Raw genomic sequence first — 26,754 nt, 5'->3', positions numbered from 1 at the left:
TTGTTTGTTCCTAAAAAACCCTCCCATCCCCCCCCCCCCCCCCCCCCCCCCCCCCCCCCCCGCCCCCCCCCCCCCCCCCCCCCCCCCCCCCCCCACTACACCTAGAAGCTTCCCCTCACCCCAACCCCTCTCCCGCAGGCGGGAGAGGGGCTCTTGGTATCGGGCATTCTCGGGTTTTGAGGCTTAGATCGCCTTGGCCAACTGCGCCGCCAAACCCGCATACCCGCCCGGGGTCAGCTCACGCAGGCGTTGCTTGGCGTCGGCCGGCAGCTCCAGAGTCTCGATGAACTCGCGCATCGAATCGGCGGTGATGCCGTGACCGCGGGTCAGTGCTTTGAGCTGCTCATACGGATTCGGCAGGCCGTGGCGGCGCATCACCGTCTGCACGGCTTCGGCCAGCACTTCCCAGGCGGCGTCCAGATCGGCGTCCAGACGCTCCGGGTTCACGGTCAGCTTGCCCAGACCCTTGGCCAGCGACTCCAGGCCCACCTGGCTGTGGCCGAAGGCGGTGCCGACCGCGCGCAGTACGGTGGAATCGGTCAGGTCGCGCTGCCAGCGGCTGATCGGCAGTTTGGCGCTGAAATGCTCGAACAAGGCATTGCCGATGCCGAAGTTGCCTTCGGCATTTTCGAAGTCGATCGGGTTGACCTTGTGCGGCATGGTCGAGGAGCCGACTTCGCCTTCCTTGAGCTTCTGCTTGAAGTAGCCCAGCGAGATATAGCCCCAGATGTCGCGCGACAGATCGATCAGGATGGTGTTGGCGCGGCGTGCGGCATCACCGATCTCAGCGACGTTGTCGTGCGGCTCGATCTGGGTGGTGTAAGGGTTGAACACCAGGCCCAGCGAGGTGACGAAGCGCTCGGCGAAGGCCGGCCAGTCGATGTTCGGGTAGGACACGACGTGGGCGTTGTAGTTGCCGACCGCGCCGTTGATCTTGCCGGTCAACTCGACCGCGCCGATCTGGCGGATCTGCCGTTCCAGGCGGGCGACGACGTTGGCCAGTTCCTTGCCCAAGGTGGTCGGCGAGGCAGTCTGGCCGTGGGTACGCGACAGCATCGGCTGTTCGGCCTGGGCATGGGCCAGCGCGCGCAGCGAGGCGGCGATGCCGCTGTAACCGGGCAGGATCACCTTTTCGCGGGCTTCAGCCAGCATCAGGCCGTAGGACAGGTTGTTGATGTCCTCGCTGGTGCAGGCGAAATGCACGAACTCCAAGGCCGGCGCCAGCTCGGCGTCGTCCTTGAGCTGCTCCTTGATGAAGTACTCCACGGCCTTGACGTCGTGGTTGGTGGTGCGCTCGATTTCCTTGACGCGGGCGGCGTTCTCAACCGAGAAGCCATTGGCCAGTGCATGCAGCTTGGCCTTGCCGGCGGCCGAGAAGTCGGCCAGCTCGGTGATGCCCGGCTCGGCGCCCAGCGCCAGCAGCCATTCGATCTCGACCTTGACGCGGGCCTTGATCAGGCCGTACTCGGAGAAGATCGGGCGCAATGCGTCGACCTTGCCGGCATAACGGCCATCAAGCGGGGACAGGGCGAGCAGGGCGGCTTCTTGGCGGGACGTATCCGTCATGGCGGCAGGCTTTGGGCAGTGGCGGGGGCGCATATTCTACGCTGCCGGGGCAACGGCCGCTGGCGGGTCATTGAATCCCGTCGGCCGCAGGTGCCATTGCTGGGCGTGGCGAGTATGGTGTCGGCAGCCGCCAGCCAGGGAAGCCTGCCCATTGCCAGCCGCAGCTTCCCTTTTCCCAACAATCAGATGGTGCGGAGTTGACGATGAGCAAGGCTTCCAAGAACGGTTTCAGGACCGAGCACGACAGCATGGGCGAACTGCAGGTGCCTGCCGAGGCCCTATGGGGTGCGCAGACCCAGCGCGCCGTAGAGAATTTCCCGATCTCCGGGCAACGCATGCCGCGCGCCTTCATTCGCGCCCTGGGCCTGATCAAGGGCGCAGCGGCTGAGGTGAACACCGGCCTGGGCTTACTGCCCAAGGGCGTGGGCAAGGCAATTCAGTCGGCGGCGACCGAGGTGGCGATCGGCGCGCATGACAGCCAGTTCCCGATCGATGTCTACCAGACCGGCTCGGGTACTTCGTCGAACATGAATGCCAACGAGGTCATCGCAACCCTGGCCAACCACGGTGGCAAGGCCGGCAAGACCGCGGTGCATCCCAACGATCACGTCAATCTGGGGCAGAGCTCCAATGACGTGATCCCGACCGCCATTCGCGTCTCGGCCCAGCTTGAAGTGGTGGAATCGCTGCTGCCGGCGCTCAAGCACCTGCGCAAGACCATTGATAAGCGTGCGCGCACCCTGGGCAAGATCGTCAAGACCGGCCGCACCCATCTGATGGACGCGATGCCGCTGACCTTCGCTCAGGAGTTCGGCGCCTGGTCGTCACAGCTGGCCTCGGCAGAAGGGCGGATCGAGGATGCCTTGAAGCGCCTGCGTCGCTTGCCGCTGGGCGGCACCGCGATCGGCACCGGCATCAATGCCGATCCTCGCTTTGGCGGCAAGGTGGCACGGGCGCTGTCGCTCAGCACCGGGGTCAAGTTCGAGAGTGCGGCCAACAAGTTTGAAGGGCTGGCTGCGCAGGACGACGCGGTCGAGCTGTCAGGCCAGCTCAACGCGCTGGCGGTGGCCTTGATCAAGATCGCCAATGACCTGCGCTGGATGAACTCCGGCCCGCTGGCAGGCCTGGGCGAAGTGGAGCTGCCGGCCCTGCAGCCGGGCAGCTCGATCATGCCGGGCAAGGTCAATCCGGTGATTCCGGAGGCAACCGTGATGGTGGCTGCGCAGGTGATTGGTCACCATGCGGCGATCACCGTGGCCGGGCAGACCGGCAATTTCCAGTTGAACGTGGCGCTGCCGTTGATCGCGGCCAATCTGCTGGATTCGATCCAGCTGCTGTCCAACGTGATGAATCTGCTGGCCGACAAGGTGTTCGTGGGTCTGGTGGTCAAGCAGGAGCGGGTACGTGAGGCCTTGGCGCGCAATCCCATCCTGGTGACCGCGCTGAACCCGATCATCGGCTACGAAAAAGCGGCGGCGATTGCCAAGCGCGCCTACAAGGAGCAGCGGCCGGTGCTGGAGGTGGCGCTGGAGGACAGCGGTTTGTCCGAGGCCGAGTTGAAGCGTCTGCTGGATCCGGCGGCGTTGACCTTGGGTGGCATTCACGACCATTGAGGAGCGTAGTGCCGATCCATGGTCGGCGTTGCGCTCTACCCCATCCCTTTCGCGCAGCGAAGGGGAGGGCTGGGGAGGGGTTGGCTTCTAGGCCTTTCGGGTGTTGGCGGTTTCGCAGCGCATGCCGCTCTTGCAGGCTTTGTTGGTAAAGCCTCTGCCGAGCATGGCTCGGCACTACATCGACATTGCTGGTAAAGCCCCTTGCCGACCATGGGTCGGCACTACAGGTCTCAGCGCAGGGCGCGCAGGTTGGCCAGGGCTTCGCCGTACTTTTCGAATTCGGGGATCTGCTGGGCCAGGTCCGGCGGGAATGGCGACTGACCTTCCGGGATCTGCAGCGGCAGTGTGCGTTCCTGTGCCAGTGCCGGATCGGCGTCCACCAGGGTGTTCTGGCGCAGGATCTGCAGCTTGACGTAGCTGGTGTGCAGCAGCTCCTGCTGCTCGGCATTCAAGGGGATGACGATGTCATCAACGCGCAGGCGGCCGTCCGGCAGGATGTCCAGGTTCGGGTAGGGCGCGCGGCGGATGGCGATGCGCTCCAGGGTGACCTCGGTCTTGGGCTTGCTGCGTTCGCTGCGGTGCTCGGCGTACTTTTCGCGATCACAGCCGGTGGCCAGGGTGGCGAAGGCAACGAGGATCAGCAACAGCAGTTTGTTCATGGTGGCGGGCAGCAACGACGGGGGCGGTCATTCTACCGCCCCCACCTGTACAGGTCAGAAGGACTGCGAGTTGCCGTTGCGGCAGTCGTCGATATCAGTCTGGTCCATCTTTGCGTACGGCTTGAACTCAGGCACGGCCGCAGCCAGTTGCTGTTGGGTAGCCATCATGGCTGGCAACTGGTCGCAAAGCTTGGCTGCACTGGCCTTGATCTTGTCCGCCTCGGCATTGATGCGCTCTTCGATCTTGTCGGAGTTGCCGGAGAAGATGCCCTTGATTGCCTCACCCGCGGCCTTCGCACCCAGGTTGGCACCTTGCACACCAATGTCGATGCCGGCTTCGGCAATGCCGAGCATCTGCGTGCGATAACGCAGGGTGATGGCGCGCTGGCTGTCGTTGAGCGGAATGGAGGTGCCGTTGATCAGCAGGTCGCCGGTCGGGGTTAGCTCCACGTTGGCGCCATCGTGGCCGATGCTGATATTGCCCTCGGCCATTTCCTTGCGGGCCTTATCGGTGGCCTCGCGGACTTTGGCACCAACGGTGGTATCGGTAGCCGGTCCGTTGGCGGCCGGCTTTTCGCCGCAGGCGGCCAACGGGATTGCCAAGGCCAAGGCGAGCAGGGATGCGTTGAGGGTCTTCATGGAGTGCGTTCCGTTGCAATTGGAAGGAGTTAGCGCTTTTTCGGCAGATCGACGCTGCCGCTGATGCCGGAATGATTCACCGAGCCGCTGCCAAGCCGGTCAACCTTGAGGCTGGCTGCGCCACGGACATCCAGATCTCCCGAGCCCAGCGAGCCCAGGCGCACCGCGCCGCGGCTGTCACGAACGTCGACATCGCCGGAGCCGATGCTCTCAATGCTGACCGCGCCTTGTACGCCCTTCAGTTCAACATCGCCGGAGCCAACGCTGCCTACCCGCGCATCGCCACGTACACCGTTGACCTTGGCGTCGCCGGAGCCTACCGACAGCAGGTAGAGCGAGCCGATGTTGTTGAACTCGACATCACCTGAACCCACCGCCGCCGTGGCCAGGCCCTTGATGTCGCGTGCACTGACATCGCCCGAACCCACATCGGCGCTCATGCTCTGCGCGCCGGCCAGGCTAGCATCGCCCGAGCCGACCTTCAGCTGCACCAGGACGTCATCGGGCAGGCTGCCGGTCAGGTCCAGGTAGGAGTAGCTGTTACCGAAGTTGAAGTTCAGGCCTTGGTTTTTGCGCTGCAACGTCACTATCAGCTTGTCACCGTCCTTGCGCTGGGTCAGCGAGAGCTGGTCCAGCAGTTCCTGACTGGAGGCGCAGGCACGTCCGCTGAGTGCGGCCTTTGCGCCGGGGCTGGCCTGCAGGCGCAGATCATGACTGTTCACCTCGAACAACACGATTTTGCTGTTGCCAAGATCCAGGTCCAACGACTGCGGTGCGGTTACCGCACAGGGCTGGGTGGCGAAGGCTGCGCCCGGCGCAGCCAGCAATGCGGCCAGTACAAAAGTCTTGTGCATGTGCATGAACATTCTCCTGATCGAGCTTCAGATGTCGTCGCGACGGCGGCGCAGGTAAACAGAGGCCACGATCAGGGCGATACCGATCACAGCGCCGATCCAGATGTCAGGATTGGACAATACCTTGCTCAGGCTGTGGTGTTGTAGCAGCCACTGCACCATGTCGGCAGGCGTTTGCAGGTCGTTCTCATTGATGTTGGTGTCGGTTAGTCCGCGTGGCAGCCACGATGACGGGAACACGCTGAGCAGCCCGCGGTAGGCAACGGTGTACCAGATCCAGCCCAGCGGCAGCTTCACACCCGGCATGGCGCCGAGGATGCTGATCATGGTGCAGGCCAGCAGCGGGATCAGTACCGCCCACAGGAACGGCTTGGTCCGCACCAGCGCCGAGCAGAACATCAGCCAGCCTACGGTTGGCAGCGCCCAGAGCAGACTCACCGGCAGGGTGCTGAGGACCAGGCCGAGGATGCGGAACGGGTGGGAGTGGGTGGCGATGGCCCAGGGGCTGGTGGCGCCTGCACCGGCCGCGCCGAGCATGGCGACTACCCAAAGCACCAGACCGACAGCCAAGCCGATAGCCATCGCGATCAGTGGTGCCAACACCAGCGCCCACAGTGCCTTGGATAGCACGGTCTGGGTGTCGGAGACCGGCAATGACTTCCAGAACAGTACGCTGCGGTCGCGGCGGTCGTCGTAGAGGCTGCCCAATGCGTAGAAGAACACCACGAAGGCCAGGATCAGCGAGGCCAGGAAGATGCCCGCCAGCAACAGGCCGTCGCCGAACGCGCCCATGACCTTGAGGTACTCACTGACATCGCCCATATGGTTGATGCCATCGGAGTTGCGGGCGGCGAACGCGCCAATCAGTGCGCCGATGATGGCGAACAGGATGGCGATGGCGCCGGTGATGACCTGGGCCCAGACAAAGCCGCCCCGGTTTTCCCAGTACTCGCGTTTGAGCAGCCACTTGAACTTGCCGAGCGGGGTGATGTGGTGAGCGGCGTTCATGCGTAGGTTCCCTTCATGGTGGCCACGAACAGGTCGGCCAGGCCGGGGGTGCGGATTTCGCCCATGGCGGCAAGTTGATTGCGGTTGGCGCCATCGAACAGCAGTACGGTCTTGCCGAATGGCAGGGCGCGTTCTTCGATCGGGCCAAGGGTGCGGGCGGCCTGCAGCGTGTCGGCCGAGGCCAGTAGTTCGGTGTAACGCTCGGCCAGTGCCTCCATGTCGGAGGACAGCACGATCGAACCATCGCGGATGAATAGCACGTCAGTCAGGATGTGCTCGATCTCCTCCACCTGGTGGGTGGTGATGATGATGGTCTTCTGCTCGTCGAAGTAATCCTCCAGCAGGCGCTGGTAGAACTCCTTGCGGTACATGATGTCCAGGCCCAGGGTGGGCTCGTCCAGCACCAGGATCTTGGCGTCGATGGCCATCACCAGGGCAAGGTGCAGCTGTACCACCATGCCCTTGGACATCTCCCGCACGCGCTGCTTGGGGCTGAGCTTGGTGTTGGCCAGGAAGCGTTCGCAGCGGGCGCGGTCAAAGCGCGGATGGACGCCGGCGACAAAGTCGATCGCCTCCTTGACCCGCAACCAGCGCGGCAGCACCGCCACGTCGGCGATGAAGCAGACATCATTCATCAGCTCATCGCGCTGGCTGCGTGGGTCCATGCCCAGTACCTGCAAGTCGCCGTCGAACGAGGTCAGGCCGAGCAGGGCTTTGAGCGCCGTGGTCTTGCCGGCACCGTTGGGGCCGATAAGGCCGACGATACGGCCCGGTTCGATGGTGAAACTGGTGTTGTCCAGCGCTGGCTTCTGCTTGTAGGCCTTGCGCAGGCCTTTGGCGGAAACGACGGCTTCGACGGCGGCGTTCATAGAGTGGTCCCCGGTGGCAGCAAATCTTTCATGGTCAGGCCCAGGCGCTGGATGCGCTCCAGCACGGCCGGCCATTCGTCATTGAGAAAACGATCACGCTCGTTGCCGCGCAGCTTCTGTGCGGCCTCCTCGGTCATGAACATACCAAGGCCACGGCGCTTCTCGACCAGGTTCTCGTCGGCCAATTCCTGATAGGCGCGCGAGACGGTGATCGGATTCAATTGGTACTCGGCCGCAACCTGGCGTACCGAGGGCAGGGCGTCGCCCGGCTTCAGGATCCCGTCCAGCATCATCGCAATCACGCGATCCTTCAGCTGGCGGTAAATGGGAGCGCCATCGCTCCACTGGATATCGCTCATGGGTCAGCTCCGCGAATTCAGCTGTGCGAAAGAAAAGTAAGGCATCGAAAGACTGGTCCGCATACGCCGGGCCGGTCGTTTCGCTTTGGGGGTTTCCTCGGCATCCTGCCCATCACCGCCCACCTGGGCTGCATAATCCTTGGCATCGGCAAGGCCGTTGCCGAGGGAGGTAGAGCAGCCCAGCAACAGCAAGGTGCCTGTGACCATCAGTGCGTGGAGAGCGTGTCTGCCGTGCTTGGTGTTCATGAGGCCCCTGTGTAGGGTGGCTGGTGTTGTATGCAACTATAACACCGACACGCCGACATGCAACTGGTTCCTACCCAACTGATGGCATATGCCGCCCCAAACCTGCTTGCACTGCCCAGGAGATTCTGATGAAAGTTCGTAATTTATTGATTTCAATTGCTTTTGTTGCAGGCATTGGTGGCGCGTTGGATGCGCTCGCTGGTCCGTTGCTTGACCGCAGCTACCGTTCGCTGGCTGGAAAGGACGAGATAAACCTGAATCGCGCGTATGGCGGCAAGGTGTTGTTAGTAGTGAATACGGCCTCCAAGTGCGGATTCACCCCGCAGTACGAGGGCCTGGAGGCATTGCAACAGGAACTGTCACCGCGTGGCTTTGCCGTGTTGGGCTTCCCGTCCAATGATTTCAAAGGCCAGGAGCCGGGCAGCGAGGCGCAGATCCAGGAGTTCTGCACACTTACCTACGGGGTGAAGTTCCCCATGTTCGAGAAAGTGCATGTGATCGGGCCGGAAGCGACGCCGCTGTACCAGGACCTGACCCGCCTCAGCGGCGTGGCACCGGGCTGGAACTTTCATAAATATCTGATCTCACGCGATGGACGCGTGCTGGCGCAGTTCCCGAGCAAGGTGAAGCCGGATGACCCGGAACTGCGCGTTGCAATCGATCGCGCGCTGGCCGCACCGGCGCCACAGCGCTGACGTGCCTCGACATCTGCGGTGCGCGTGCGACAATATCGCCCCTCGCGCCGCCGGTGGCGTTTGTTCACTTCCAGGAATGCAGCGAATGAAGATGGGAAAGCGTGGCGCGGTTGCGTCGCTTCTGATTTTGGCGATGGCGGCCCCCGGGGTCGTTTTTTCGCAACAACCTGCCGCTGCGGCGGCGACCAAGGAGAAGTCTGTTTTGACCTCGGATCGTGAAAAGATTGGTTACGCCATCGGCATCGACGTGGCCAGCTCGTTTGAGCCGGTTGCCTCGGAAGTAGACGTGGCCGCAATGCGCCGCGCTGTTGAGAACGCATTTGCTGGCGGCCAGCCGCTGTTGTCGCAGGAAGATGCGCAGAAGACCGATCAGGCACTGCGCACCGTGATGATGGCCCGTTCGGGCCAGCAGGTTCCGGGCATGGCACCGGGCAGTGCACCGCCGTCGGTTGATCGCGAAAAGGTCGGCCTGATGCTGGGCAGCTTTGCCGTTGGCCCGTCGCTGGCACGCATCAAGAATGAGATTGATCTGGATTCCGTGTTCCAGGCGATCAGCACCGTGTTCGCCAAGGGCACCCCGCTGATGACCCACGAGCAGGCGCAGGGCGTGCTGCAGGCATTCAGCGCCACCAAGGAAGCTGAAATGAAGGCTGAGGCCGGCAAGGCCGCTCAGACCAACCGTGAAGAAGGCAATGCTTTCCTCGCCAAGAACAAGACCCAGCCGGGCGTGGTGACCACCGCTTCGGGCCTGCAGTATCAGGTGATCCGCGCCGGCAGCGGTGAGCGCCCGATGGCCAGCAGCCGCGTGCGTGTGAACTACGAAGGCAAGCTGCTCAACGGCGAAGTGTTCGACAGCAGCTACCAGCGCGGTCAGCCGGTTGATTTTGGTCTGGACCAGGTCATCAAGGGCTGGACCGAAGGCGTGGCGCTGATGCCGGTCGGTTCCAAGTACCGCTTCTGGATTCCGGGCGAACTGGCCTACGGCGAAGCCGGTACCCAGGGTGGTCCGATTGGCCCGAACGCGACGTTGAGCTTCGACGTCGAGCTGCTGGGCATCATGCCGTAAGGCTGAGTTACGGAGTAGGCGCAACCATGCGTGTAGCTATTTTCGGAACCGGCTATGTGGGTCTCGTTACCGGGACCTGCTTGGCGGAAGTAGGGCACGATGTGGTCTGCGTCGATATCGACCAGGCCAAGGTCGACGGTCTGGAGCGGGGCATCATCCCGATCTACGAACCTGGCCTGGAGCCGATGGTGAAGGCCAATCACGCCTCCGGGCGCTTGGCCTTCACCACCGATGCGGCGAAGGCCATCGACCACGGTGAAGTGATCTTCATCGCGGTCGGTACGCCGCCGGATGAAGACGGCAGCGCCGACCTGCAGTACGTGCTGGCGGTGGCCCGCACCATCGGCCGCCATCTGGCACGGCCCACGGTAGTGGTCAACAAGTCGACGGTACCGGTAGGTACCGCTGACAAGGTTAGTGCTGCCATTGCTGAAGAGCTAGCAGCGCGCGGCCAGGAGATCGCCTTCGATGTGGTCTCCAATCCCGAATTCCTGAAAGAAGGCGATGCGGTCGCAGATTGCATGCGCCCGGATCGCATCGTCATTGGTGCCAACAGCGCGCACGCCGTCACTGTGTTGAGACGCCTCTACGCGCCGTTCAACCGCAACCGCGACCGTGTTGTTGAAATGGACGTGCGTTCGGCCGAGCTGACCAAGTACGCCGCCAATGCGATGTTGGCGACCAAGATCAGTTTCATGAATGAAATTGCCAATATCGCCGAGCGCGTAGGCGCCGATATTGAGCAGGTGCGCCAGGGCATGGGCTCTGACCCACGCATCGGCTGGTACTTCATTTATCCCGGTGCCGGCTATGGCGGCTCCTGTTTTCCCAAGGACGTGCAGGCACTGGCGCGTACCGCTGCCCAGCATGGCCACCAGCCACAACTGCTCAACGCGGTCGAGGCGGTAAACGCCGCCCAGAAGGGCCATCTGTTCGAGTTGATCCAGCGGCATTACGACCGCGGTGAAGACGAAGGTGTGCGCGGCAAGACGTTCGCTGTGTGGGGCCTGGCATTCAAGCCGAACACCGACGATATGCGCGAGGCGCCGAGCCGGCGTGTATTGGCGCAGTTGTGGGAAGCCGGTGCCAAGGTGCAGGTGTTTGATCCAGAAGCCATGGACGAAGCCCGTCGCGTTTTTGGCGAGCGTGAGGACCTGGTGTTCTGCGACTCCGCCTTTGCAGCGCTGCATGATGCGGACGCTCTGGTGGTAGTCACCGAGTGGAAGCAGTTCCGCAGCCCGGACTTTGCGCGCATGCGCGAAGCGCTTGGTGATGCGGTGGTATTTGATGGCCGTAACCTCTACGACCCGGCTGAAATCGAAGCCGCAGGCCTGGCGTATTACGGCATTGGTCGAGGACGTTCCGTACATGCATGAATCAACTTCCGAGCAGCGCGAACAAGCGCTGGAAGCACGCTTGGTTGAGCTGGAGATGCGCGTCTCTTTCCAGGAGCACGCACTGGCGGAGATGAGCGAAGCATTGGCTGATGCCCGTATGCAGGGCTCACGCAATGCCGATCTGCTGCGCCACTTACTTGATGACCTGGGCAAGGTACGCACGACGTTGTATGCCGATGCTGCCGATGAACCACCGCCCCCGCACTACTGATATTTCCTATGAGTGACAATATTCGTGACCAGCTGCTAGGGCTGGGCTTCAAACCTGCTCCCAAGCCGGAGCGCAAGCCGGAAGTGCGCCGTGACGGCCGCCCGCAGGGCAAGCCTGGCCAAGGCCGGCCGCAGCAGGCAGGCAACAAGCCTGCCCATGCAGGCAAGCCGCCCCATCCGGGCAAGCCAGGGCAGGGCAGGCCGCAGCAGGGTCCGCGCAAGCCGCGCTCACAGGAAGACATCGACCTGGCCAAGGCCTATGCGATCCGTGCGCAGAAGGAAAAGGACGAGCGCATCCAGGCCGAACAGGCAAAGCAGGAAGAAGCACGCCTGCGTCGCGAAGCGCGTGCCAAGCTCGACGAGTTGATCAAGGACAAGGGTCTGAATGATCCGAATGCCGACATCGCCCGTCACTTTCCGTACGGCGGCAAGATCAAGCGCGTCTACGTCAATGCCGAACAGCTCAAGGCGCTCAACGCCGGCGAGCTCGGCGTGCTGCAGCAGAACGGTCGCTACCTGTTGGTGACTGCCGAGGTGTTGGCGCAGGCCGAGGAGATTTTCGCCCAGGCCGTGGCGCTGAAGGTTGACCCTAATGCTCCGGCAGATGCTGATCCGTACGCGGACCCGCAATATCAGGTGCCGGACGATCTGGTCTGGTAAGCGATTGGCTATGATGCAGATAACGGGCGCCGCTGGCGCCCGTTTTTTTAGCGGGGAAAACAATGCAGGGACAGTTGAAGCAGCAAGGCTACCTGCCCCACGTTGACGGCCTGCGCGCCATCGCCGTACTCGCCGTCATCTTCTACCACCTCAATCCGAGCTGGTTGCCGGGTGGCTTCACCGGTGTGGATGTCTTCTTCGTCATCTCCGGCTATGTGGTCAGCGCTTCGGTGGCGCGGTCTTCCGGGTTCATCGGCTGGAAGGGGATGCTGGCCTTCTATGCGCGACGCATCCGCCGGATCATGCCGGCGCTGTTGGTGTGTCTGCTGGCTACCGGCCTGCTGAGCACCTTGTTCATTCCCGAGTCCTGGCTCAGCGAAACCAGTGGCAAGACTGGACGCATGGCCTTTGTCGGGCTGAGCAACTGGGTGTTGGCGGGCACGGGCAATGACTACTTCTCACCACGCAGTGAGTTCAATCCATACACGCACACCTGGTCGCTCGGTGTGGAGGAGCAGTTCTACCTGCTGTTCCCGCTGTTGTTCATGGCCTGGTCCAAGGGCGGGCGTGGCCGGGGCCTGTCGATGCTGCTGTTTGGTTTGGCCACGGTTGGGTCGCTGCTGTTTGCGATAAGCCGCGCGCTGCAGGGAGGGCACGAGATCGCCTCCTTCTATCAGACCACCACGCGGTTCTGGCAGTTGGGTGCGGGCGTGCTGCTGTTCCAGCTGCTCGATATGCGTGGGCGTGCAAACAGTAAAGCAGGCCCAGCAGGGCTTTGGTCCCTGCTGTTGCAGTTGGGCAGCGCCAGCTTGCTGGCCTACGGTTTGTGGGCTGCGCGTCCCGGCCACTCACCGTGGATCGATGGCTTGTGGCCGGTACTCGGCACGTTGGGGTTGCTGGGGCTGTTGCACCGTTCCGCCTCCGGCTGGATTGGCAGCAGTCTGTCGGCGCGGCCGATGCTGGTGATAGGGCGGATGTCGTACTCGCTATATCTATGGCATTGGCCGGTATTCGTACTGTTCCGCTGGACGCTTGGCCTGGACTCGCTGGTTACGGGGGTATTGGCATTGTTCTGCACTGCATTGCTGGCTTGGTTGTCTTGGCGATGGATCGAACAGCCGCTGCGCTTTGGAAGGCGCTGGCGTGGCTCGGATCTGCGTTGGGTGGCCGGCGGCGTGTTGGTGTTGCTGCTGGGTATGGGCGTGCAGAAACAACTGGAGCGCGCTGCCAAGCACATCTCCTTGAGTACGGTCAGTCGCCATCCGCAGGACTGGTACCCGTATGCAAAGGATTTGGAAAAAGAATTTCCTGATTGCGAACTGGTGGTGTCGCGTCTGCCGGTCGCAGGTGGTCAGGTGCAGCAGTTCGAGCGTGGCAAGTGCGCTGCGGGGAAGGGCGGCGAGCGACGCCTGTTCGTGGCGGGTGATTCACACGCGCTGGCTTACAGAGAGATGTTGCGTCGCTTGGTCTTGCTCGATGGCGGGCAGGTCCGCCTGTATGCGAACGCTGGCTGTGCGTTGGTTGGGCTGCAAGGCCGGCAGCAGGCCGATCCGGGCTGTGACGCCTATGTGTCCCACACTCTCGCAGATGTAGCTGTGCAGGCCCGCGCCGGCGATGTGCTGTTCCTCCCCGGCCTTCGGGTACCAAGGCTGGTTGAACAATATGACTTGCTGGATCAGCAGTACGCATTTGTCGCGGTGCAGAGTGGGGTGGGTACGGCAAAGCGGGAGGCGGAGGTGCACGCTGCAATTGCCGCACTGAAACCCTTGGCCGATCGCGGCGTGCGGATCGTGCTGGAAGCGCCGAAACCGGTGCTGGGGGCGCCCCCGTTCCGTTGTTCGGACACATTCAATCGCGGCAATCCGATCTGCGTGAACGGCATGTCAGTTGCGCGCGAACGAATGGAAGCGCTGCGGGCACCTGCCTTGTCCAGCCTGCTACAGGTAGCGCAGGCGCTGCCGGGTGCAACTGTCTGGGATCCGTTGCCTGGGCTGTGTCCGGGGCAGGTGTGCCGGCCTGATGACGACGGCAAACCGCTGTTCTTTGATGGTGACCATCTGAGTGGTCATGGCAATCGCGCACTGCTGCCATCGTTCCGTCAGCATCAAGCTTCGCTGGACCGCTGAGGCGCTGGTTTGTGGCCATTCGCATGAGGCAAATGTGATGGCCGCCGTGGCAGATATGCTGACGGCAAAGACCAAGGCGTTGTTCGGATTGATCGCAGCTGTTCGCGCGACAGCCTGCGGATAGTTGAGCAGCGGTGCGGTTTACCTGCGGCAACAGCAGTACTAGGTTGAACCGCCGCTGCGCGCTTGTCGCGACGGCGGCAGCCAGTACCAGGCGATCAGGGTGCCGAGCAGGGCGAAGCAGCCACCGACGATGAAGGCGACCTTGCCATCACCGAACTGCCACAGCTGGCCGGCGATCAGCGCGCCGAGCACGCCGCCCAGGCCGGATGAAAAACCGTAGAACAGGCCTTGGCCGTGGCCATTGAGATTGCCTGGGAAGTAGCGCGCCAGCAGCTGCATTGCCGAGGCGAAGAACGCGGCGAAGCCCAGGCAATGGGTGGTCTGCGCGACCAGCATCACCGGCAGGTTCTCCGGCCATAGCGCGGTCGCCCACCAGCGCAGCACGGCGCTGGCCATGGAGATGATCAGCAGCCAGCTGGCATCCCAGCGGCGGAAGAAGCGGGCGATCAGGAAAAACACGGCGACTTCGAATACCACGCCGACGGTCCACATCAGGCCGAGCAGCGAGGTGCTGTAACCGTGCTGGTCCATGTAAAGCGAGAAGAAGGTGTAGTAGGGGCCGAACGACAGCTGTTCGAGGAAGGCGGCGATGAAGAAGGCCATCACCGGTTTCTGCCGCACGATGCTCCAGAAGCCTGCGTCGTGTTGGCTGCGTGCGCCGATGTTGCGCGCATAACGGTTGAGGAAGGCCGAACCGGTCAGCAGCACGAACAGCGGCAACATCAGCCACGGCAGTTTGCTGGCACCGTGCTTTTCAATCAGCCAGCCGAACAAGGTGACGACGATGATGAAGCCCACCGAGCCCCAGACCCGGATCATGCCGTAGCGATGGCTGTCCGCGCCCAGATGGGTGAGGGTGATTGATTCGAACTGCGGCATGACCGCGTTGTAGAAGAAGCAGAACGCGATCATCACCGCGTACAGCGTCCACGGCGGTGCGGGCACCAGGAAGCCGGCGAAGCAGACGATGGTCAGTACACAGCCCACGCGTAGCCAGCGGATCGGATGCGGCGAAACGGCCGCCAGTGATGTCCATGTACTGGGCGCGATCACCCGGGTGGCATACCACAGGCTCATCATCACGCTGATGGCGGTGACGGTCATGCCGCGCGACTGCAGGTACAGGCTCCAGTACGGTGTGAACGCACCAAGCGCGGCGTAATAGAAGAAGTAGAAGCTCGACAAGCGTGCGGTCGGCACGGCTTGTGATGGCAAGGCAACGGACGTCATGGGAAGGCGCTGGACGCGCTGGGCAGGCAAAGGGGGGCGGCGCCGTGCACCGCTGCCGCTATTGTGCCTTTTGCTGGCTTTGGATGGCAGTTCGCAGAGTGGCGATCCGGCTGATTCCCGTTGTTTCGGGTGAACCGAACGTCTGCTGGTGCAATGTTGTCAGCTTTCGCCAAGCGGCGTGAGCCAGTTGACAACCGATTGTGGGAGCGGCGTCAGCCGCGAAGCTGGCGTTGCTGAAGTTCCAGATGCCTATGCGATCTGATGATGTTCCTGCTTCGCGGCTTACGCGGCTCCAACAAACAGCGGGTGTGCGTGTTGCCCGGTAGGGGCGGCCTCTGACTGTGGGAGCGACGTGAGCCGCGAAGCTGGCGTTGCTGAAGTTCCAGGTGCCTGTGCGATCTGATGATTCTCTTGCTTCGCGGCTCACGCCGCTCCCACAAAGAACGGGGCTACGGGTACAGCTCGGTGCGTGCGTGCCCCGTTCCTGGACGGGAACGGAGGGCACAGATATCAGGGCTTTGCCTGCGCGTTCCACTCGGCAACCTGCGCCTTGGCATCGCCCAGCATGGCATCGAGTGCAGCGCGGTCGTAGACCTTGCCGCGCATCACCACGGTATTGATCGCGCGCGTGCCTTCAATGTCCTGCAGGGGGTTGCGGTCCAGCAAAACCAGATCCGCCGCCTTGCCTTCGGCGACCGCGCCGTAGCGGTCCAGCTTGCCGAACCACGTTGGGCCAGCGCGGGTAGCCGATTGCAGTGCCTGCACGGGGGTAAGCCCTTCGCGTACATACAACGCAAGCTCGTTGTGCAGGCCGATTCCGGGGAAGTTGTAGGAGTTCAGAAAGCCCGCATCGGTGCCCGCCATGATGCGCACACCAGCTTCCTGCAGCATCGGCAGCACCGCAGCGACCTGTGCGTAATGCGCGTGGCGGGCCTCGATCTGCGCCGGCGTGGCCTTGGCGGCGCGCTCGACACGCCACTTATAGGTTTCGCGCAGCCCCGGGCCGATATAGGCCAGGTAGGGGTCCTTGTCGCGCGGTTGGACATCGAGGAAGTCGACGATGCGGCCACCGTCCAAGGTAGGGGTTACTGCGACGCCGAGTTCGGCGAAACGACGGTAAGCAGTCATTGCGGTGGCGCGGTCGAAGCCTGCGTGCAGCCTGCGGTTGGCTTCTGCGCGGTCGATGCTTCCAGCGGCGAACTCAGCGGCGATCGCGGCTTCGTCCTTCACGCCAGCCTTGTAGGCGTAATCCAGATGCTCGATCGAGCTCATGCCGGCCTCGATGGCCTGACCCACGGTCAATGCCATCGGCACGTGACCGGAACTGCGCAGACCGCGTGCCTTGGCCTGGCTGACCGCGTACAGGAACAGCTCCGGCTTCAACGTGCTGTCGGTGATTTTCACGAAATCGACCTGGTCGCGCTGCTCGCGATCCAGCGCGGCGTCCACGCCTGCCTTGTCGCCTGCTTCAATCGTGCCCTTCCAGACCGGCGCCAGGCCTTCGATCTTGGCGCCGGAGGTGAACAACTGCGGGCCGAACAGTTGACCACTGGCGATCTGCCCACGCCACGACAACACCTGTTCGGCCAGATCACCGGACGCATCACGCACCGTGGTGATGCCATGCGCCACGTACAGTGGCAGCAGGGCCTTGTTCTCTTCCACCAGTGCCGGGCCGCCGCCAAAGTGGACGTGCATGTCCCACAAGCCGGGTATCAGGTACCGGCCGCGGCCATCGATGGCGGTGGTCGCCCGCCACTGCGTGCCCACGCGTGCATCGTCACCGACGGCGACGATGCTGCCATCACGGATGGCGACGCTCTGGTCGGGTATCGCGCGGCCATGTTCGACATCGATCACGGTTGCATGGCGGATCACTACGTCCGCCTGGGATTGGGCGGCGATTGCGGGCGAGATGGTTGCTGCGAGTGTGGTCAGCAGCAGGCCGAGCGTGGTCTTCATCGGTGGTTCCAGAGGTAGGCGATTGCGGGGCAGTTCGGGTGCGTGGAGTGCTTCAACGAGCACCTGCTGCGCGTAGCAGGTGCTCAACAGCGGTTTGCCGACGTTGCTGCGCATGTGCCAGAGGCGTGACGCCCTGCGCATCGGCAAGGTTGACGTCGGCGCCGGCGGCGATGAGCAATCGGGTGATCTGTGCGTACCGCTGGCTGCCGTCACCAAGGATGACGGTCTCCAGCAAGGCGGTCCAACCCAGGTTGTTGATGTGGTCGACGTTGACGCCGGCCTCGATCAGCAGCTGCACCGTGCTGACATGGCCGCGTTCGGCTGCGGGTATCAAGGCGGTGCCGCCATAGCGGTTGGTGCTGCGCAGGTCGGCACCGTGGGCGATGGTCATGCGCAGGATTTCGGTTTGCCCGCTGGCACCGGCGTAGAGATAGGGGCTGTCCTGGAGCTGATCTTTTGCGTTGACATCGGCCCCTGCGGCGATCAATACGCGCGCAGCTTCCATCTGCCGCGCACGGATGGCGATCAGCAGGGGGGTGCGTCCGCTCGCATCGCGGCTGTCGATGCTGCTGCCTTGGCCGAGCAATACCGCGATGCGTGGGCCGTCGCCGGCTTCGGCCGCCCGCTGCAACTGCTCCGCGGTGGCTGTGCTGGCGCCGACGCTGCTGGATGCAACTAGCGCGGCGACCAATGCCGGGGCGGTCATCCAGTTCTCTACGGTCATTGCCTGCCTCTGTCCGGGTTTCTGTGCGCTTGCGGCGGGGGAGGGGCGTTTGCCCAAACCTGCAGGCGATGCTACAAGTGCGGCGAGCCATCGTGAAATTAAATGTCGTGGTCGAGTCCAGTTCAAAAACAAATAGGGCCTACTTCGAGCTGGATCTGCTGCGGGCTCTGGTGATGGTGGCCGACTGCGGCAGTTTCACCGCAGCGGCCGCGCGTCTGCATTCCACCCAGTCCACCGTCAGCCAGAAAGTGCGGCGGCTGGAGGATCTTGCCGGCCATCGCCTGCTTGATCGTGGGGTGCGCGATGTACGACCGACAGACATCGGCGAGACCGTGTTGGGCTACGCCCGGCGTATGTTGTCGCTCAACGAGCAGCTGGCAGAAGCCTTGTCGGGCGATGGTGCGGCGGTGGTTATCAGGCTGGGCGTGCCGGAAGACTTCGCTGCCGGGCGTACCACGCCGGTACTGGCCGAATTCAACAGGACCTATCCACGGGTGAAGCTGGAGGTCAGCAGCGGCTTGAGCCGCGCCTTGGCCGAGGGCTACGACCGCGGCGAGCTCGATCTGATCCTGGTCAAGCAACGTCGTGGCAGCCGTGAGGGTGTGGCGTGCTGGCCGGAACCGATGTGCTGGGTGGACAGTGCCAGCAGTCCGTCATTCGGGACGGAGCCGGTGCAGCTGGTGGCGTTTCCGCCGCGTGGCATGTACCGCGAAGACATGATCGGTGCGATTGAAAGCCTGGGTCGGCGTTGGCGCATCAGCTTCACCAGCTCCAGCCTCGGCGGCATCCAGTCAGCGGTTGCCGATGGTTTGGGCATCAGCTTGTTGCCGGCGCGCGCGATGACAGCCGGGCATGTGGTGCTGGGGCTGGAGACTGGCTTGCCGCGGATCGACAGCGTCGAGCTGGCAGTCCTGCACCGTCCTTCAGCGGATCCGGAAGCCAAGGCCTTGGCCGCGTTGCTGATCCAGATGCTTGAGCAGGAAATGGGCTGAGTTCGGCGGCAGCTATCGCCAGCTGCGTTAGAACAGGTCTTCGACCGGCGTATCCAGCAGCTCTTTGGCGCTATGGGTGAAGCGGCGCAGGCTGGAAATGCCCAGGTCGCGGATCAACGAATGGGTGGTGTGTGGCAGCGCGGCATCGTAGATGTCCTGCGGTGCGACGTTCTTGCCATGTACGCCGGGCAGCAGGTCAACGCCGGCGGCGGCGTAGCAGTGCTGCACCATTGCAGAACAATACAAGGCGCCTTCCTTGGACAGCAGGTTGCTGCGCCGGCGCAGGCGGGTGCTGTGCATCGCAAACAAGGTGCCGACCAGTTCGCTCAGCGAATAACTGGAGAGCCCTGATAGCAGGTCCAGTGCGGCAATCTGCACCTTATGGGTTTGTGCAGCATCCAGACCGAAATCGAGGATGGCCAGGTTCGGGAAGGCTTCGTCGTCGAAGTAGCGATCGGCGCGGTTTTCCTGCGCGCCCAGCCGCAGCTGGCGATTGCGCAGGTCCAGATCCGATTCCAATACCCACCAGTGGCCGTCCAGCCGTTGCTCGCTGAACAGAAACGCGTGCGACCACAGGCTGCGGTGGCCGTCCTGGGTCAGCGGCGCCTGTGCCTTGCGGATTGCCTTGCCGACCCAGTCATCGGTGCCGCACAGGCCGATGCGGCCGGGCGCGGCGTGCTTGCGGATCAGCTCGGCATTGCGGCTTTGCATGGGCTCTGGGCTTGGAGGGTTGGGGGCAGGATAGGCGCTGGCGGCGAGCTTGTCGCCGCCAGTAGTTGCAAGTTATTCCGGATCGTAATCCAGGTTGGAGGCCAGCCAGCGCTCCACCTGCGCCCGCTCCACACCCTTGCGCTTGGCATAGTCGATGACCTGCTCGCGCGACACTCGGCCAACCACGAAGTATTGACTCTGCGGGTGGCTGAAGTAGTAGCCGGACACCGCTGCGGTGGGCAGCATGGCGAAGCTTTCGGTCAGCGACATGCCGATGCCTTCGGCGTCCAGCAGCTGGAAGATGGTCTGCTTTTCACTGTGCTCGGGACAGGCCGGGTAACCGGGGGCGGGGCGGATGCCGCTGTACTTCTCGGCGATCAGAGCCTCGTTGTCGAGCTGCTCGTCCTTGGCGTAGCCCCAGAACTCGGTGCGTACGCGCTGGTGCAGGCGCTCGGCCATGGCTTCGGCCAAACGATCGGCCAAGGCCTTGAGCAGGATCGCGTTGTAATCGTCGTGGTCGGCTTCGAAGCGGGCAACGTGTTCATCGATGCCGATGCCGGAGGTGACCGCGAATGCGCCAATCCAATCCTGCTTGCCACTGTCTACCGGCGCGATGAAATCGGCCAGGCAGAAGTCTGGGCGCTCGGCAGGCTTGTCGACTTGTTGGCGGAGGAAGTGGAGGGTTTGTTGCTCCAGCCCCTCTCCCTCCGGGAAAGGGGGTGGGGTGAGGGTAGACGGCACAAGCGATGGAGCCAAAAGCTTGCCCTCATCCGCCCTTCGGGCACCTTCTCCCGCAAGCGGGAGAAGGGAAATCTGCACATCGTCGCCGTTGCTATTCGCCGGCCAAATCCCAAACACAGCTCTGGCCGTCAGCCACTTCTCATCCACGATCCGCTTCAGCATCGCCTGCGCATCGGCGAACAGATCACTGGCCTGCGGGCCCACGATCTCATCGGTCAGGATCGCCGGGTACTTGCCGGCCAATTCCCAGGCTTGGAAGAACGGCGTCCAGTCGATGACTGGAACAAGATCTTCCAACGGATAGTTGTCGAACACATGCACGCCCGGCTGATTCGGCGTCGGCGGGGTGTACTGGCTCCAGTCGCAGGTGAAGCGCTGACCACGCGCATGCTCCAGCGAGACCAGACGCTTGGCGTCACCGCGGTTGCGGTGGCGCTGGCGGATATCGGCGTAGTCGGCATCGTTGGCGGCGACGAAGTTGGCGCGCAACTCGCGAGAAATCAGCGACTGGGCAACGCCGACCGCACGCGATGCATCCTTCACCCATACCGTCGGCGCGCTGTAGAACGGGTCGATCTTCAACGCGGTGTGCGCACGTGAGGTAGTCGCGCCGCCTATCATCAACGGCAACTCGAAGCCCTGTCGCTGCATTTCCTTGGCGACGTGGCTCATTTCTTCCAGCGACGGGGTGATCAGACCAGACAAGCCAATGATGTCGGCATTCTCAGCACGGGCGGCATCCAGAATCTTCTGTGCCGGCACCATCACGCCAAGATCGACCACCTCGAAGTTGTTGCAGGCAAGCACCACGCCGACGATGTTCTTGCCGATGTCGTGCACGTCACCCTTGACCGTGGCCATGATGATCTTGCCGTTGGACTTTCCGACTTCACCAGTGCGCGCCTTCTCTTCTTCGATGAAGGGCAGTAGATAGGCCACGGCCTTCTTCATCACACGTGCGGATTTCACCACCTGCGGCAGGAACATCTTGCCGGCACCGAATAGATCGCCGACCACGTTCATGCCATCCATCAGCGCGCCTTCGATCACATCCAGCGGACGGCTGGACTGCTGGCGGGCTTCTTCGGTGTCTTCCTCAACCCAGGCATCCAGGCCTTGCACCAGTGCGTGGGCAAGACGGTCGCGTACCGGGCGTTCGCGCCAGGCCAGGTCTTCGACTTTCTTCTCGCCTTTCTTGCCCTTGTAGCGTTCGGCGATCTCCAGCAGGCGCTCGGTACCGTCGCGGCGGCGGTTGAGGATCACATCCTCGACGCGCTCGCGCAGTTCCGGGTCGAGCTGGTCATAGATCGGCATCGCACCGGCATTGACGATGCCCATGTCCATGCCGGCTTTGATCGCGTGGTACAGGAACACCGAGTGGATCGCCTGTCGCACTGTTTCGTTGCCACGGAACGAGAACGATACGTTCGATACGCCGCCGGACACATGGCAATGCGGCAGCGTACGCTTGATGATGCGGGTGGCTTCGATGAAGTCCACCGCATAGTTGTCGTGTTCCTCGATGCCGGTGGCCACGGCAAAGATGTTCGGGTCGAAGATGATGTCTTCCGGCGGGAAGCCGACCTGCTCTGTCAGGATGCGATAGGCGCGGGTGCAGATCTCGACTTTGCGCTCGCAGGTATCTGCCTGGCCAACCTCATCGAACGCCATCACCACCGCAGCGGCGCCGTAGCGGCGTACCAGACGCGCGTGTTCGATGAACAGTTCTTCGCCTTCCTTGAGCGAGATCGAGTTGACCACGCTCTTGCCCTGCAGGCATTTCAGGCCGGCCTCGATCACGCTCCACTTGGACGAATCGACCATCACCGGAATGCGGGCGATATCCGGCTCGGACATGATCAGGTTGAGGAAGCGCGCCATCGCCTTTTCGGAATCGATCAGGCCCTCGTCCATGTTGACGTCGAGGATCTGCGCACCGCTGGCGACCTGCTGACGGGCGACGTCAACGGCTTCCTCGTAGCGTTCTTCCTTGACCAGTTTACGGAACTGCGCGCTGCCGGTGACATTGGTACGCTCGCCGACGTTGATGAACAGCAGGTCAGGGGTGATGACCAGCGGTTCAAGGCCAGACAGACGGGTGTAGTGGGTTGCGGTGTCGTTGCTCATTACCAGACCTTGAAGACCTGTCCGTTGGCGATGCCATCGATGCTGCGCTGGTAGGCCAGTGCGGCGCGGGCGGCGGTGACCGGTTCAAAGCCGGGGAAGAAATCGCCATAGGCATCCAGCGCTTCGCTCAGCACGCTTGGGCTTACTGCGTTGATGCGCAGGCCGCGCGGCAGCTCGAGTGCGGCGGCGCGAACGAAACCTTCAATGGCGGCGTTGACGCTGGTGGCACTGGCGCCTTGGGCGATCGGCTGCTCGGTGAGGATGCCGGTGGTCAAGGTGATGCTGCCGCCATCGCGCAGATGATGCTGGCCCAGCAAGGCCAGGCGCACCTGGCCCAGCAGTTTGTCGTGCAGTCCCTGCGCGAACTGCGCAGGGCTCATTTCCGTCAGCGGCCCGAAGTGGACGCTGCCGGTGGTGGCGACGATAGCGTCGAGCGGACCGACTGCCTGCAGCAGTGCGGTCACGCTGTCGTCGCTGCCCAGATCAACGCTGTGCAGCGGGTCCGAACGCGAGGCGGTGATGACTTGATGGTGCTGCTGCAGATGTTGCGCAACCGCCGAACCCAGGGTGCCACTGGCACCGACGAGGAGGATTTTTTTCATCGATTGGTCCTCAAGCGGCCTTGTCTGCGGCCAGCGGCAGCGCACGCGGCGGCAACCCGGCTACGGCTTCGGCAATGGCGCGGATGTGATCGGGCGAGGTGCCGCAGCAGCCGCCGACCAGATTCAACAACCCGGACTGTGCGAACTCCTTCAGCGTAGTTGCCATTTCCTCGGGTGTTTCGTCGTACTCGCCAAAAGCGTTGGGCAGGCCGGCGTTCGGGTGGGCGCTGACATAGCCGCTGGACACCTGTGACAGCGTTTCCACGTGCGGACGCATGTCGGTAGCGCCCAGTGCGCAGTTGAAACCGATCGACAGTGGCTCGCTGTGCGAGACCGAGGCGTAGAACGCTTCAGCGGTCTGCCCGGACAAGGTACGGCCGGAGGCATCGGTGATGGTGCCGGAGATCATGATCGGCAGGCGACCACCCCGCGCATCGAACACTTCCTCGATGGCGAATAGGGCCGCCTTGGCGTTGAGCGTGTCGAAAATGGTTTCCACCATCAGCGTGTCGGCGCCACCGTCGATCAGACCATCGATGGCTTCGCGGTAGGTGGCGCGCAGCTCGTCGAAGCTGGTGTTACGGAAGCCGGGGTCGTTGACGTCAGGGCTGATCGAGGCGGTGCGGCTGGTTGGGCCGAGCACGCCGATCACGAAGCGCGGCTTGTCCGGTGTGATTGCTTCGATCGCGTCGCAGCACTGGCGTGCCACTTGCGCGCCAGCCTTGTTCAACTCGTACACCAGATGCTCAAGGTGGTAATCGGCCTGACTGACCGAGGTGGCGTTGAAGGTATTGGTTTCCAGCAGATCCGCACCGGCTTCGAGGTATGCGGTGTGGATGCCGGCAATCACTTCCGGCTTGCTCAGCAGCAGCAGGTCGTTGTTGCCCTTGAGGTCATGCTCGCAGCCTGCGCCATGCACGTGTTGGCTGTCGAAGCCGCCAGCGAAACGCGTACCTCGATAATCATCTTCTTCAAGACGATGGCGCTGGATCATCGTGCCCATGGCGCCGTCGATGATCAGGATGCGCTGTTCAAGCGCGCTGAGCAGCTTGGCGACGCGGTCGGGATGGAGCCAGGGCAGGGCGTGCATGGGGCAATCAACCAGGTAGGGGGATCAGGGACGATGCGCGATCAGTGAGATCACTTCGAAATGCGGCGGGCGCTTTTCGCGGGTCACGGTCTCCAGGCTGGAAACCTCAAGCCCGGCCTTTTCGACGAACTTGCGCAGCTCCTTGCCGGTGAAGCCAAGGTTGACGTGGCCATAGGCCTCGACTGCGGCCTTGTGCTCGTGGCGGGCCAGGCTGCACAGCATCAGCCGACCCTGCGGGCGCAGCACGCGGGCGCATTCGGCAACGGCTTTGGCTGGCTGGGTGGCGTAGGTGAGGGCGTGCATCATCACCACCAGATCGAAGCTGCCATCGGCGAACGGCAACTTGTGCATGTCGCCTTCCAGCACCTCCACATTGGGCAGCTTGCGCAGGCGTTCGCTGGCAGCAGCCACCACGCGGGCGCTGGTGTCGATGCAGACGTAGCGCTGTGCGTGCGGGGCCAGCAGCTCGGCCAGCACGCCGTCGCCGGACGCGATGTCGAGAACGTCACCGGTTTCCAGCAAGGGCAGGGCGCTGCGTGCCATGGCTTCCCAGGTACGGCCCGGCGAGTAGTGGCGTTCCATGTCACCGGCGACGCTGTCGGCCCAGTTCTGGTCGGCAGCGCGCATGGCAAGCACTGCCGGTACGCGTTCGGCGTCCTGGCGCAGCAGCGGGTCGTCGCTGCCGCTGCTCAAGGCATGCCACAATGCGCGCTGCGCCGGGTCCAGTGCGGCCTCGTCAAAGCGGTAATACGCCGAGACGCCTGCACGGCGATCACGCACCAGGCCGGCTTCCTTGAGCCTGGCCAGATGGGTGGACACGCGTGGCTGGGCCAGCGTGGTGATGGCCGACAGCTCGGCCACGGTCAATTCTTCCTGTTCCAACAACGTCAGCAAACGCACGCGCGTCGCATCGGCGAACACTTTCAGACGGGTCGACCAGTCTTCCAGATCCATAAATATCTACCTATCGCGATATAGAGATATTCTCCCTGTGTTGCCAGTTTCGGTCAAGGCGATGCATAGGCTGAATGGGGTTGCGATGGTTACAATCGCAACTTGATAAACCCTGGGAGGGGTGTAGTGGACTTCAGTTTTTCCGACGAGCAGCTGATGCTGCAGGACGTCGCGCGCCGCATCGCCAAAGAGAAGATCGCCCCCAGCGCCGAGCATTTCGACGCTACCGGTGAGTACCCGCTGGACAACATCCGTCTGCTGGGTGAGAACGGCTTGATGGGCATCGAGGTGCCGGTCGAGTACGGCGGCTCTGGCATGGACCCGATTTCCAGCGTGCTGGCGATCGTCGAGGTATCGGCTGCCGACGCGGCGCATGCCACCATCATGTCGGTCAACAATTCGCTGTTCTGCAACGCCGTGCTGGGCTATGGCACCGAAGCGCAGAAGCAGACCTACGTGCGCGCGATTGCCGAAGGTAGCGAGATTGGCGCGTTCGCGCTGACCGAATCGCAGTCCGGCTCCGATGCGACCGCAATGCGCTGCCGCGCAGTCAAACAGACTGATGGTTCGTTCGTGATCAACGGCCAGAAGAGCTGGATCACCTCCGGCCCGGTGGCTCGTTACATCGTGTTGTTTGCGATGACCGACCCGGAGCAACGCTCGCGCGGTATTACCGCTTTCATGATCGACACCAGCAAGCCCGGTTTTGGCCGTGGCAAGACCGAGCCCAAGCTGGGCGTGCGTGCGTCGGCAACTTGCGAGATCGAGTTCCAGGACTACGTTGCTGCAGCCGAAGATGTGATCGGCAAGGAAGGCGAGGGCTTCAAGATCGCGATGAGCCTGCTGGATTCGGGGCGCATCGGCATCGCTTCGCAGGCGGTAGGTATCGCCCGTGCAGCATACGAGGCGTCGCTGGCGTACGTGAAGGACCGCAAGTCGTTTGGCGCGCCGATCGGCAGCTTCCAGATGATCCAGGCAAAGATCGCAGACATGAAGTGCAAGCTGGATGCAGCGATGCTGTTGACCTTGCGCGCCGCCTGGACCAAGGCACAGGGCAAGCGCTTCTCCACCGAGGCGGCGGTAGCCAAGCTGACCGCGTCCGAGGCAGCGATGTGGATCGCCCACCAGGCCGTGCAGATCCACGGTGGCATGGGCTATTCGAAGGAGATGCCGCTGGAGCGTTATTTCCGTGATGCCAAGATCACCGAGATCTACGAGGGTACCTCGGAAATCCAGCGCTTGGTCATCGCGCGTAACGAAACCGGCGTGCGCTGAATCTGTAGTGCCGAGCCATGCTCGGCATTGGGTTTCCCAGCAATGCAGCCTCTTGTAGGAGCGGCGTAAGCCGCGAAGCCGACAGCATTGGGCGTTAGACCACCCAGGCAATCTGATGGGGTACGAGCTTCGCGGCTTAAGCCGCTCCCACAAACTGTAGTGGGGGGGGGGGGGGGGGGGGGGGGGGGGGGGGGGTTAAAAAAGAAGAAAGGCGGGGGGGCCGGCCAAACACAAAAAAAAAAACAACCACACACCC

25 protein-coding genes are annotated in these 26,754 nt (G+C 63.0%); 9 read left to right on the top strand and 16 right to left on the bottom strand.

The window, feature by feature from the left end:
• Positions 1-183: 183 nt before the first annotated feature.
• Positions 184-1,566, bottom strand: coding sequence for an adenylosuccinate lyase (gene purB, locus ACVOMB_RS17500; RefSeq protein ID WP_481532344.1), 1,383 nt, complete (start codon positions 1,564-1,566; stop codon positions 184-186).
• A gap of 203 nt (positions 1,567-1,769) precedes the next feature.
• Between purB and ACVOMB_RS17495 the strand changes: the two genes are divergently transcribed.
• The gene (locus tag ACVOMB_RS17495) at positions 1,770-3,179 is read left to right on the top strand and encodes a class II fumarate hydratase (RefSeq protein ID WP_481532343.1); all 1,410 of its coding nucleotides are present in this window, start codon (positions 1,770-1,772) and stop codon (positions 3,177-3,179) included.
• Between the two features lie 230 nt (positions 3,180-3,409).
• On the opposite strand, the gene ACVOMB_RS17490 is transcribed toward ACVOMB_RS17495, so the two are convergent.
• The 7 genes from ACVOMB_RS17490 to ACVOMB_RS17460 are packed head-to-tail and all read right to left on the bottom strand — an operon-like array spanning position 3,410 to position 7,813.
• Positions 3,410-3,838, bottom strand: coding sequence for a hypothetical protein (locus tag ACVOMB_RS17490; RefSeq protein ID WP_481532342.1), 429 nt, complete (start codon positions 3,836-3,838; stop codon positions 3,410-3,412).
• A gap of 54 nt (positions 3,839-3,892) precedes the next feature.
• Complete coding sequence (locus tag ACVOMB_RS17485; protein ID WP_481532341.1) at positions 3,893-4,477, bottom strand: DUF2884 family protein; 585 nt, start codon at positions 4,475-4,477, stop codon at positions 3,893-3,895.
• Positions 4,478-4,506: 29 nt separating this feature from the next.
• The gene (locus tag ACVOMB_RS17480; protein ID WP_481532340.1) at positions 4,507-5,331 is read right to left on the bottom strand and encodes a DUF4097 family beta strand repeat-containing protein; all 825 of its coding nucleotides are present in this window, start codon (positions 5,329-5,331) and stop codon (positions 4,507-4,509) included.
• Between the two features lie 27 nt (positions 5,332-5,358).
• Complete coding sequence (locus tag ACVOMB_RS17475; RefSeq protein WP_481532339.1) at positions 5,359-6,339, bottom strand: ABC transporter permease; 981 nt, start codon at positions 6,337-6,339, stop codon at positions 5,359-5,361.
• On the bottom strand, positions 6,336-7,208 hold the full coding sequence (locus ACVOMB_RS17470; RefSeq protein ID WP_481532338.1) for an ABC transporter ATP-binding protein: 873 nt from the start codon (positions 7,206-7,208) through the stop codon (positions 6,336-6,338). The genes ACVOMB_RS17475 and ACVOMB_RS17470 overlap by 4 nt, the downstream gene beginning before the upstream one ends.
• The gene (locus ACVOMB_RS17465; RefSeq protein WP_062166162.1) at positions 7,205-7,567 is read right to left on the bottom strand and encodes a GntR family transcriptional regulator; all 363 of its coding nucleotides are present in this window, start codon (positions 7,565-7,567) and stop codon (positions 7,205-7,207) included. Before ACVOMB_RS17465 ends, ACVOMB_RS17470 begins: the two co-directional genes overlap by 4 nt.
• A gap of 3 nt (positions 7,568-7,570) precedes the next feature.
• Positions 7,571-7,813, bottom strand: coding sequence for a hypothetical protein (locus tag ACVOMB_RS17460; RefSeq protein WP_481532337.1), 243 nt, complete (start codon positions 7,811-7,813; stop codon positions 7,571-7,573).
• Positions 7,814-7,941: 128 nt separating this feature from the next.
• On the opposite strand from ACVOMB_RS17460, the gene ACVOMB_RS17455 reads away from it, so the two are divergent.
• From ACVOMB_RS17455 to ACVOMB_RS17430, 6 genes are all read left to right on the top strand, one after another.
• The gene (locus ACVOMB_RS17455; RefSeq protein ID WP_481532336.1) at positions 7,942-8,508 is read left to right on the top strand and encodes a glutathione peroxidase; all 567 of its coding nucleotides are present in this window, start codon (positions 7,942-7,944) and stop codon (positions 8,506-8,508) included.
• Positions 8,509-8,593: 85 nt separating this feature from the next.
• Positions 8,594-9,574 carry an FKBP-type peptidyl-prolyl cis-trans isomerase N-terminal domain-containing protein gene (locus ACVOMB_RS17450; RefSeq protein WP_481532335.1) on the top strand — a complete coding sequence of 327 codons (981 nt, stop codon included), beginning with the start codon at positions 8,594-8,596 and terminating at the stop codon, positions 9,572-9,574.
• A 26-nt stretch (positions 9,575-9,600) separates the two neighbouring features.
• Positions 9,601-10,950 carry a UDP-glucose dehydrogenase family protein gene (locus ACVOMB_RS17445; RefSeq protein ID WP_481532334.1) on the top strand — a complete coding sequence of 450 codons (1,350 nt, stop codon included), beginning with the start codon at positions 9,601-9,603 and terminating at the stop codon, positions 10,948-10,950.
• Complete coding sequence (locus ACVOMB_RS17440; protein WP_481513831.1) at positions 10,943-11,182, top strand: SlyX family protein; 240 nt, start codon at positions 10,943-10,945, stop codon at positions 11,180-11,182. The genes ACVOMB_RS17445 and ACVOMB_RS17440 overlap by 8 nt, the downstream gene beginning before the upstream one ends.
• A gap of 8 nt (positions 11,183-11,190) precedes the next feature.
• On the top strand, positions 11,191-11,841 hold the full coding sequence (locus tag ACVOMB_RS17435) for a DUF2058 domain-containing protein (protein ID WP_481532333.1): 651 nt from the start codon (positions 11,191-11,193) through the stop codon (positions 11,839-11,841).
• A gap of 62 nt (positions 11,842-11,903) precedes the next feature.
• Entirely contained in the window at positions 11,904-13,967 is a 2,064-nt protein-coding gene (locus tag ACVOMB_RS17430) for an acyltransferase family protein (RefSeq protein WP_481532332.1), read from the top strand.
• Positions 13,968-14,129: 162 nt separating this feature from the next.
• On the opposite strand, the gene ACVOMB_RS17425 is transcribed toward ACVOMB_RS17430, so the two are convergent.
• From ACVOMB_RS17425 to ACVOMB_RS17415, 3 genes are all read right to left on the bottom strand, one after another.
• Entirely contained in the window at positions 14,130-15,320 is a 1,191-nt protein-coding gene (locus tag ACVOMB_RS17425) for an MFS transporter (RefSeq protein WP_481532331.1), read from the bottom strand.
• Between the two features lie 510 nt (positions 15,321-15,830).
• Positions 15,831-17,282, bottom strand: coding sequence for an amidohydrolase family protein (locus ACVOMB_RS17420; protein ID WP_481532330.1), 1,452 nt, complete (start codon positions 17,280-17,282; stop codon positions 15,831-15,833).
• A 52-nt stretch (positions 17,283-17,334) separates the two neighbouring features.
• Positions 17,335-18,006, bottom strand: a complete 672-nt coding sequence (locus ACVOMB_RS17415; RefSeq protein WP_481532329.1) for an ankyrin repeat domain-containing protein — start codon at positions 18,004-18,006, stop codon at positions 17,335-17,337.
• A gap of 92 nt (positions 18,007-18,098) precedes the next feature.
• Here ACVOMB_RS17415 and ACVOMB_RS17410 point away from each other — a divergent pair, with 92 nt between their 5' ends.
• The gene (locus ACVOMB_RS17410) at positions 18,099-18,998 is read left to right on the top strand and encodes a LysR substrate-binding domain-containing protein (RefSeq protein WP_481532328.1); all 900 of its coding nucleotides are present in this window, start codon (positions 18,099-18,101) and stop codon (positions 18,996-18,998) included.
• 27 nt (positions 18,999-19,025) lie between these two features.
• Here the strand turns inward: ACVOMB_RS17410 and ACVOMB_RS17405 are convergent, their stop codons facing one another.
• From ACVOMB_RS17405 to ACVOMB_RS17385, 5 genes are all read right to left on the bottom strand, one after another.
• Positions 19,026-19,709 (bottom strand): hypothetical protein, encoded by a 684-nt coding sequence (locus tag ACVOMB_RS17405; protein ID WP_481532327.1) that lies wholly within the window; start codon positions 19,707-19,709, stop codon positions 19,026-19,028.
• Positions 19,710-19,781: 72 nt separating this feature from the next.
• Complete coding sequence (gene metH, locus ACVOMB_RS17400; RefSeq protein ID WP_481532326.1) at positions 19,782-22,577, bottom strand: methionine synthase; 2,796 nt, start codon at positions 22,575-22,577, stop codon at positions 19,782-19,784.
• Positions 22,577-23,179, bottom strand: a complete 603-nt coding sequence (locus tag ACVOMB_RS17395; protein WP_481532325.1) for a short chain dehydrogenase — start codon at positions 23,177-23,179, stop codon at positions 22,577-22,579. The genes metH and ACVOMB_RS17395 overlap by 1 nt, the downstream gene beginning before the upstream one ends.
• A 10-nt stretch (positions 23,180-23,189) precedes the next feature.
• Positions 23,190-24,269: a homocysteine S-methyltransferase family protein gene (locus tag ACVOMB_RS17390; RefSeq protein ID WP_481532324.1), complete on the bottom strand. Its 1,080-nt coding sequence runs from the start codon at positions 24,267-24,269 to the stop codon at positions 23,190-23,192.
• Between the two features lie 24 nt (positions 24,270-24,293).
• Positions 24,294-25,223 carry an ArsR/SmtB family transcription factor gene (locus ACVOMB_RS17385; protein WP_481532323.1) on the bottom strand — a complete coding sequence of 310 codons (930 nt, stop codon included), beginning with the start codon at positions 25,221-25,223 and terminating at the stop codon, positions 24,294-24,296.
• A gap of 102 nt (positions 25,224-25,325) precedes the next feature.
• On the opposite strand from ACVOMB_RS17385, the gene ACVOMB_RS17380 reads away from it, so the two are divergent.
• Positions 25,326-26,498, top strand: a complete 1,173-nt coding sequence (locus ACVOMB_RS17380; protein ID WP_481532322.1) for an acyl-CoA dehydrogenase family protein — start codon at positions 25,326-25,328, stop codon at positions 26,496-26,498.
• Positions 26,499-26,754 lie beyond the last annotated feature (256 nt).

The organism is Stenotrophomonas sp. STEN018 (assembly GCF_056760235.1).
This window is presented reverse-complemented; position numbering and strand designations above follow the sequence as displayed.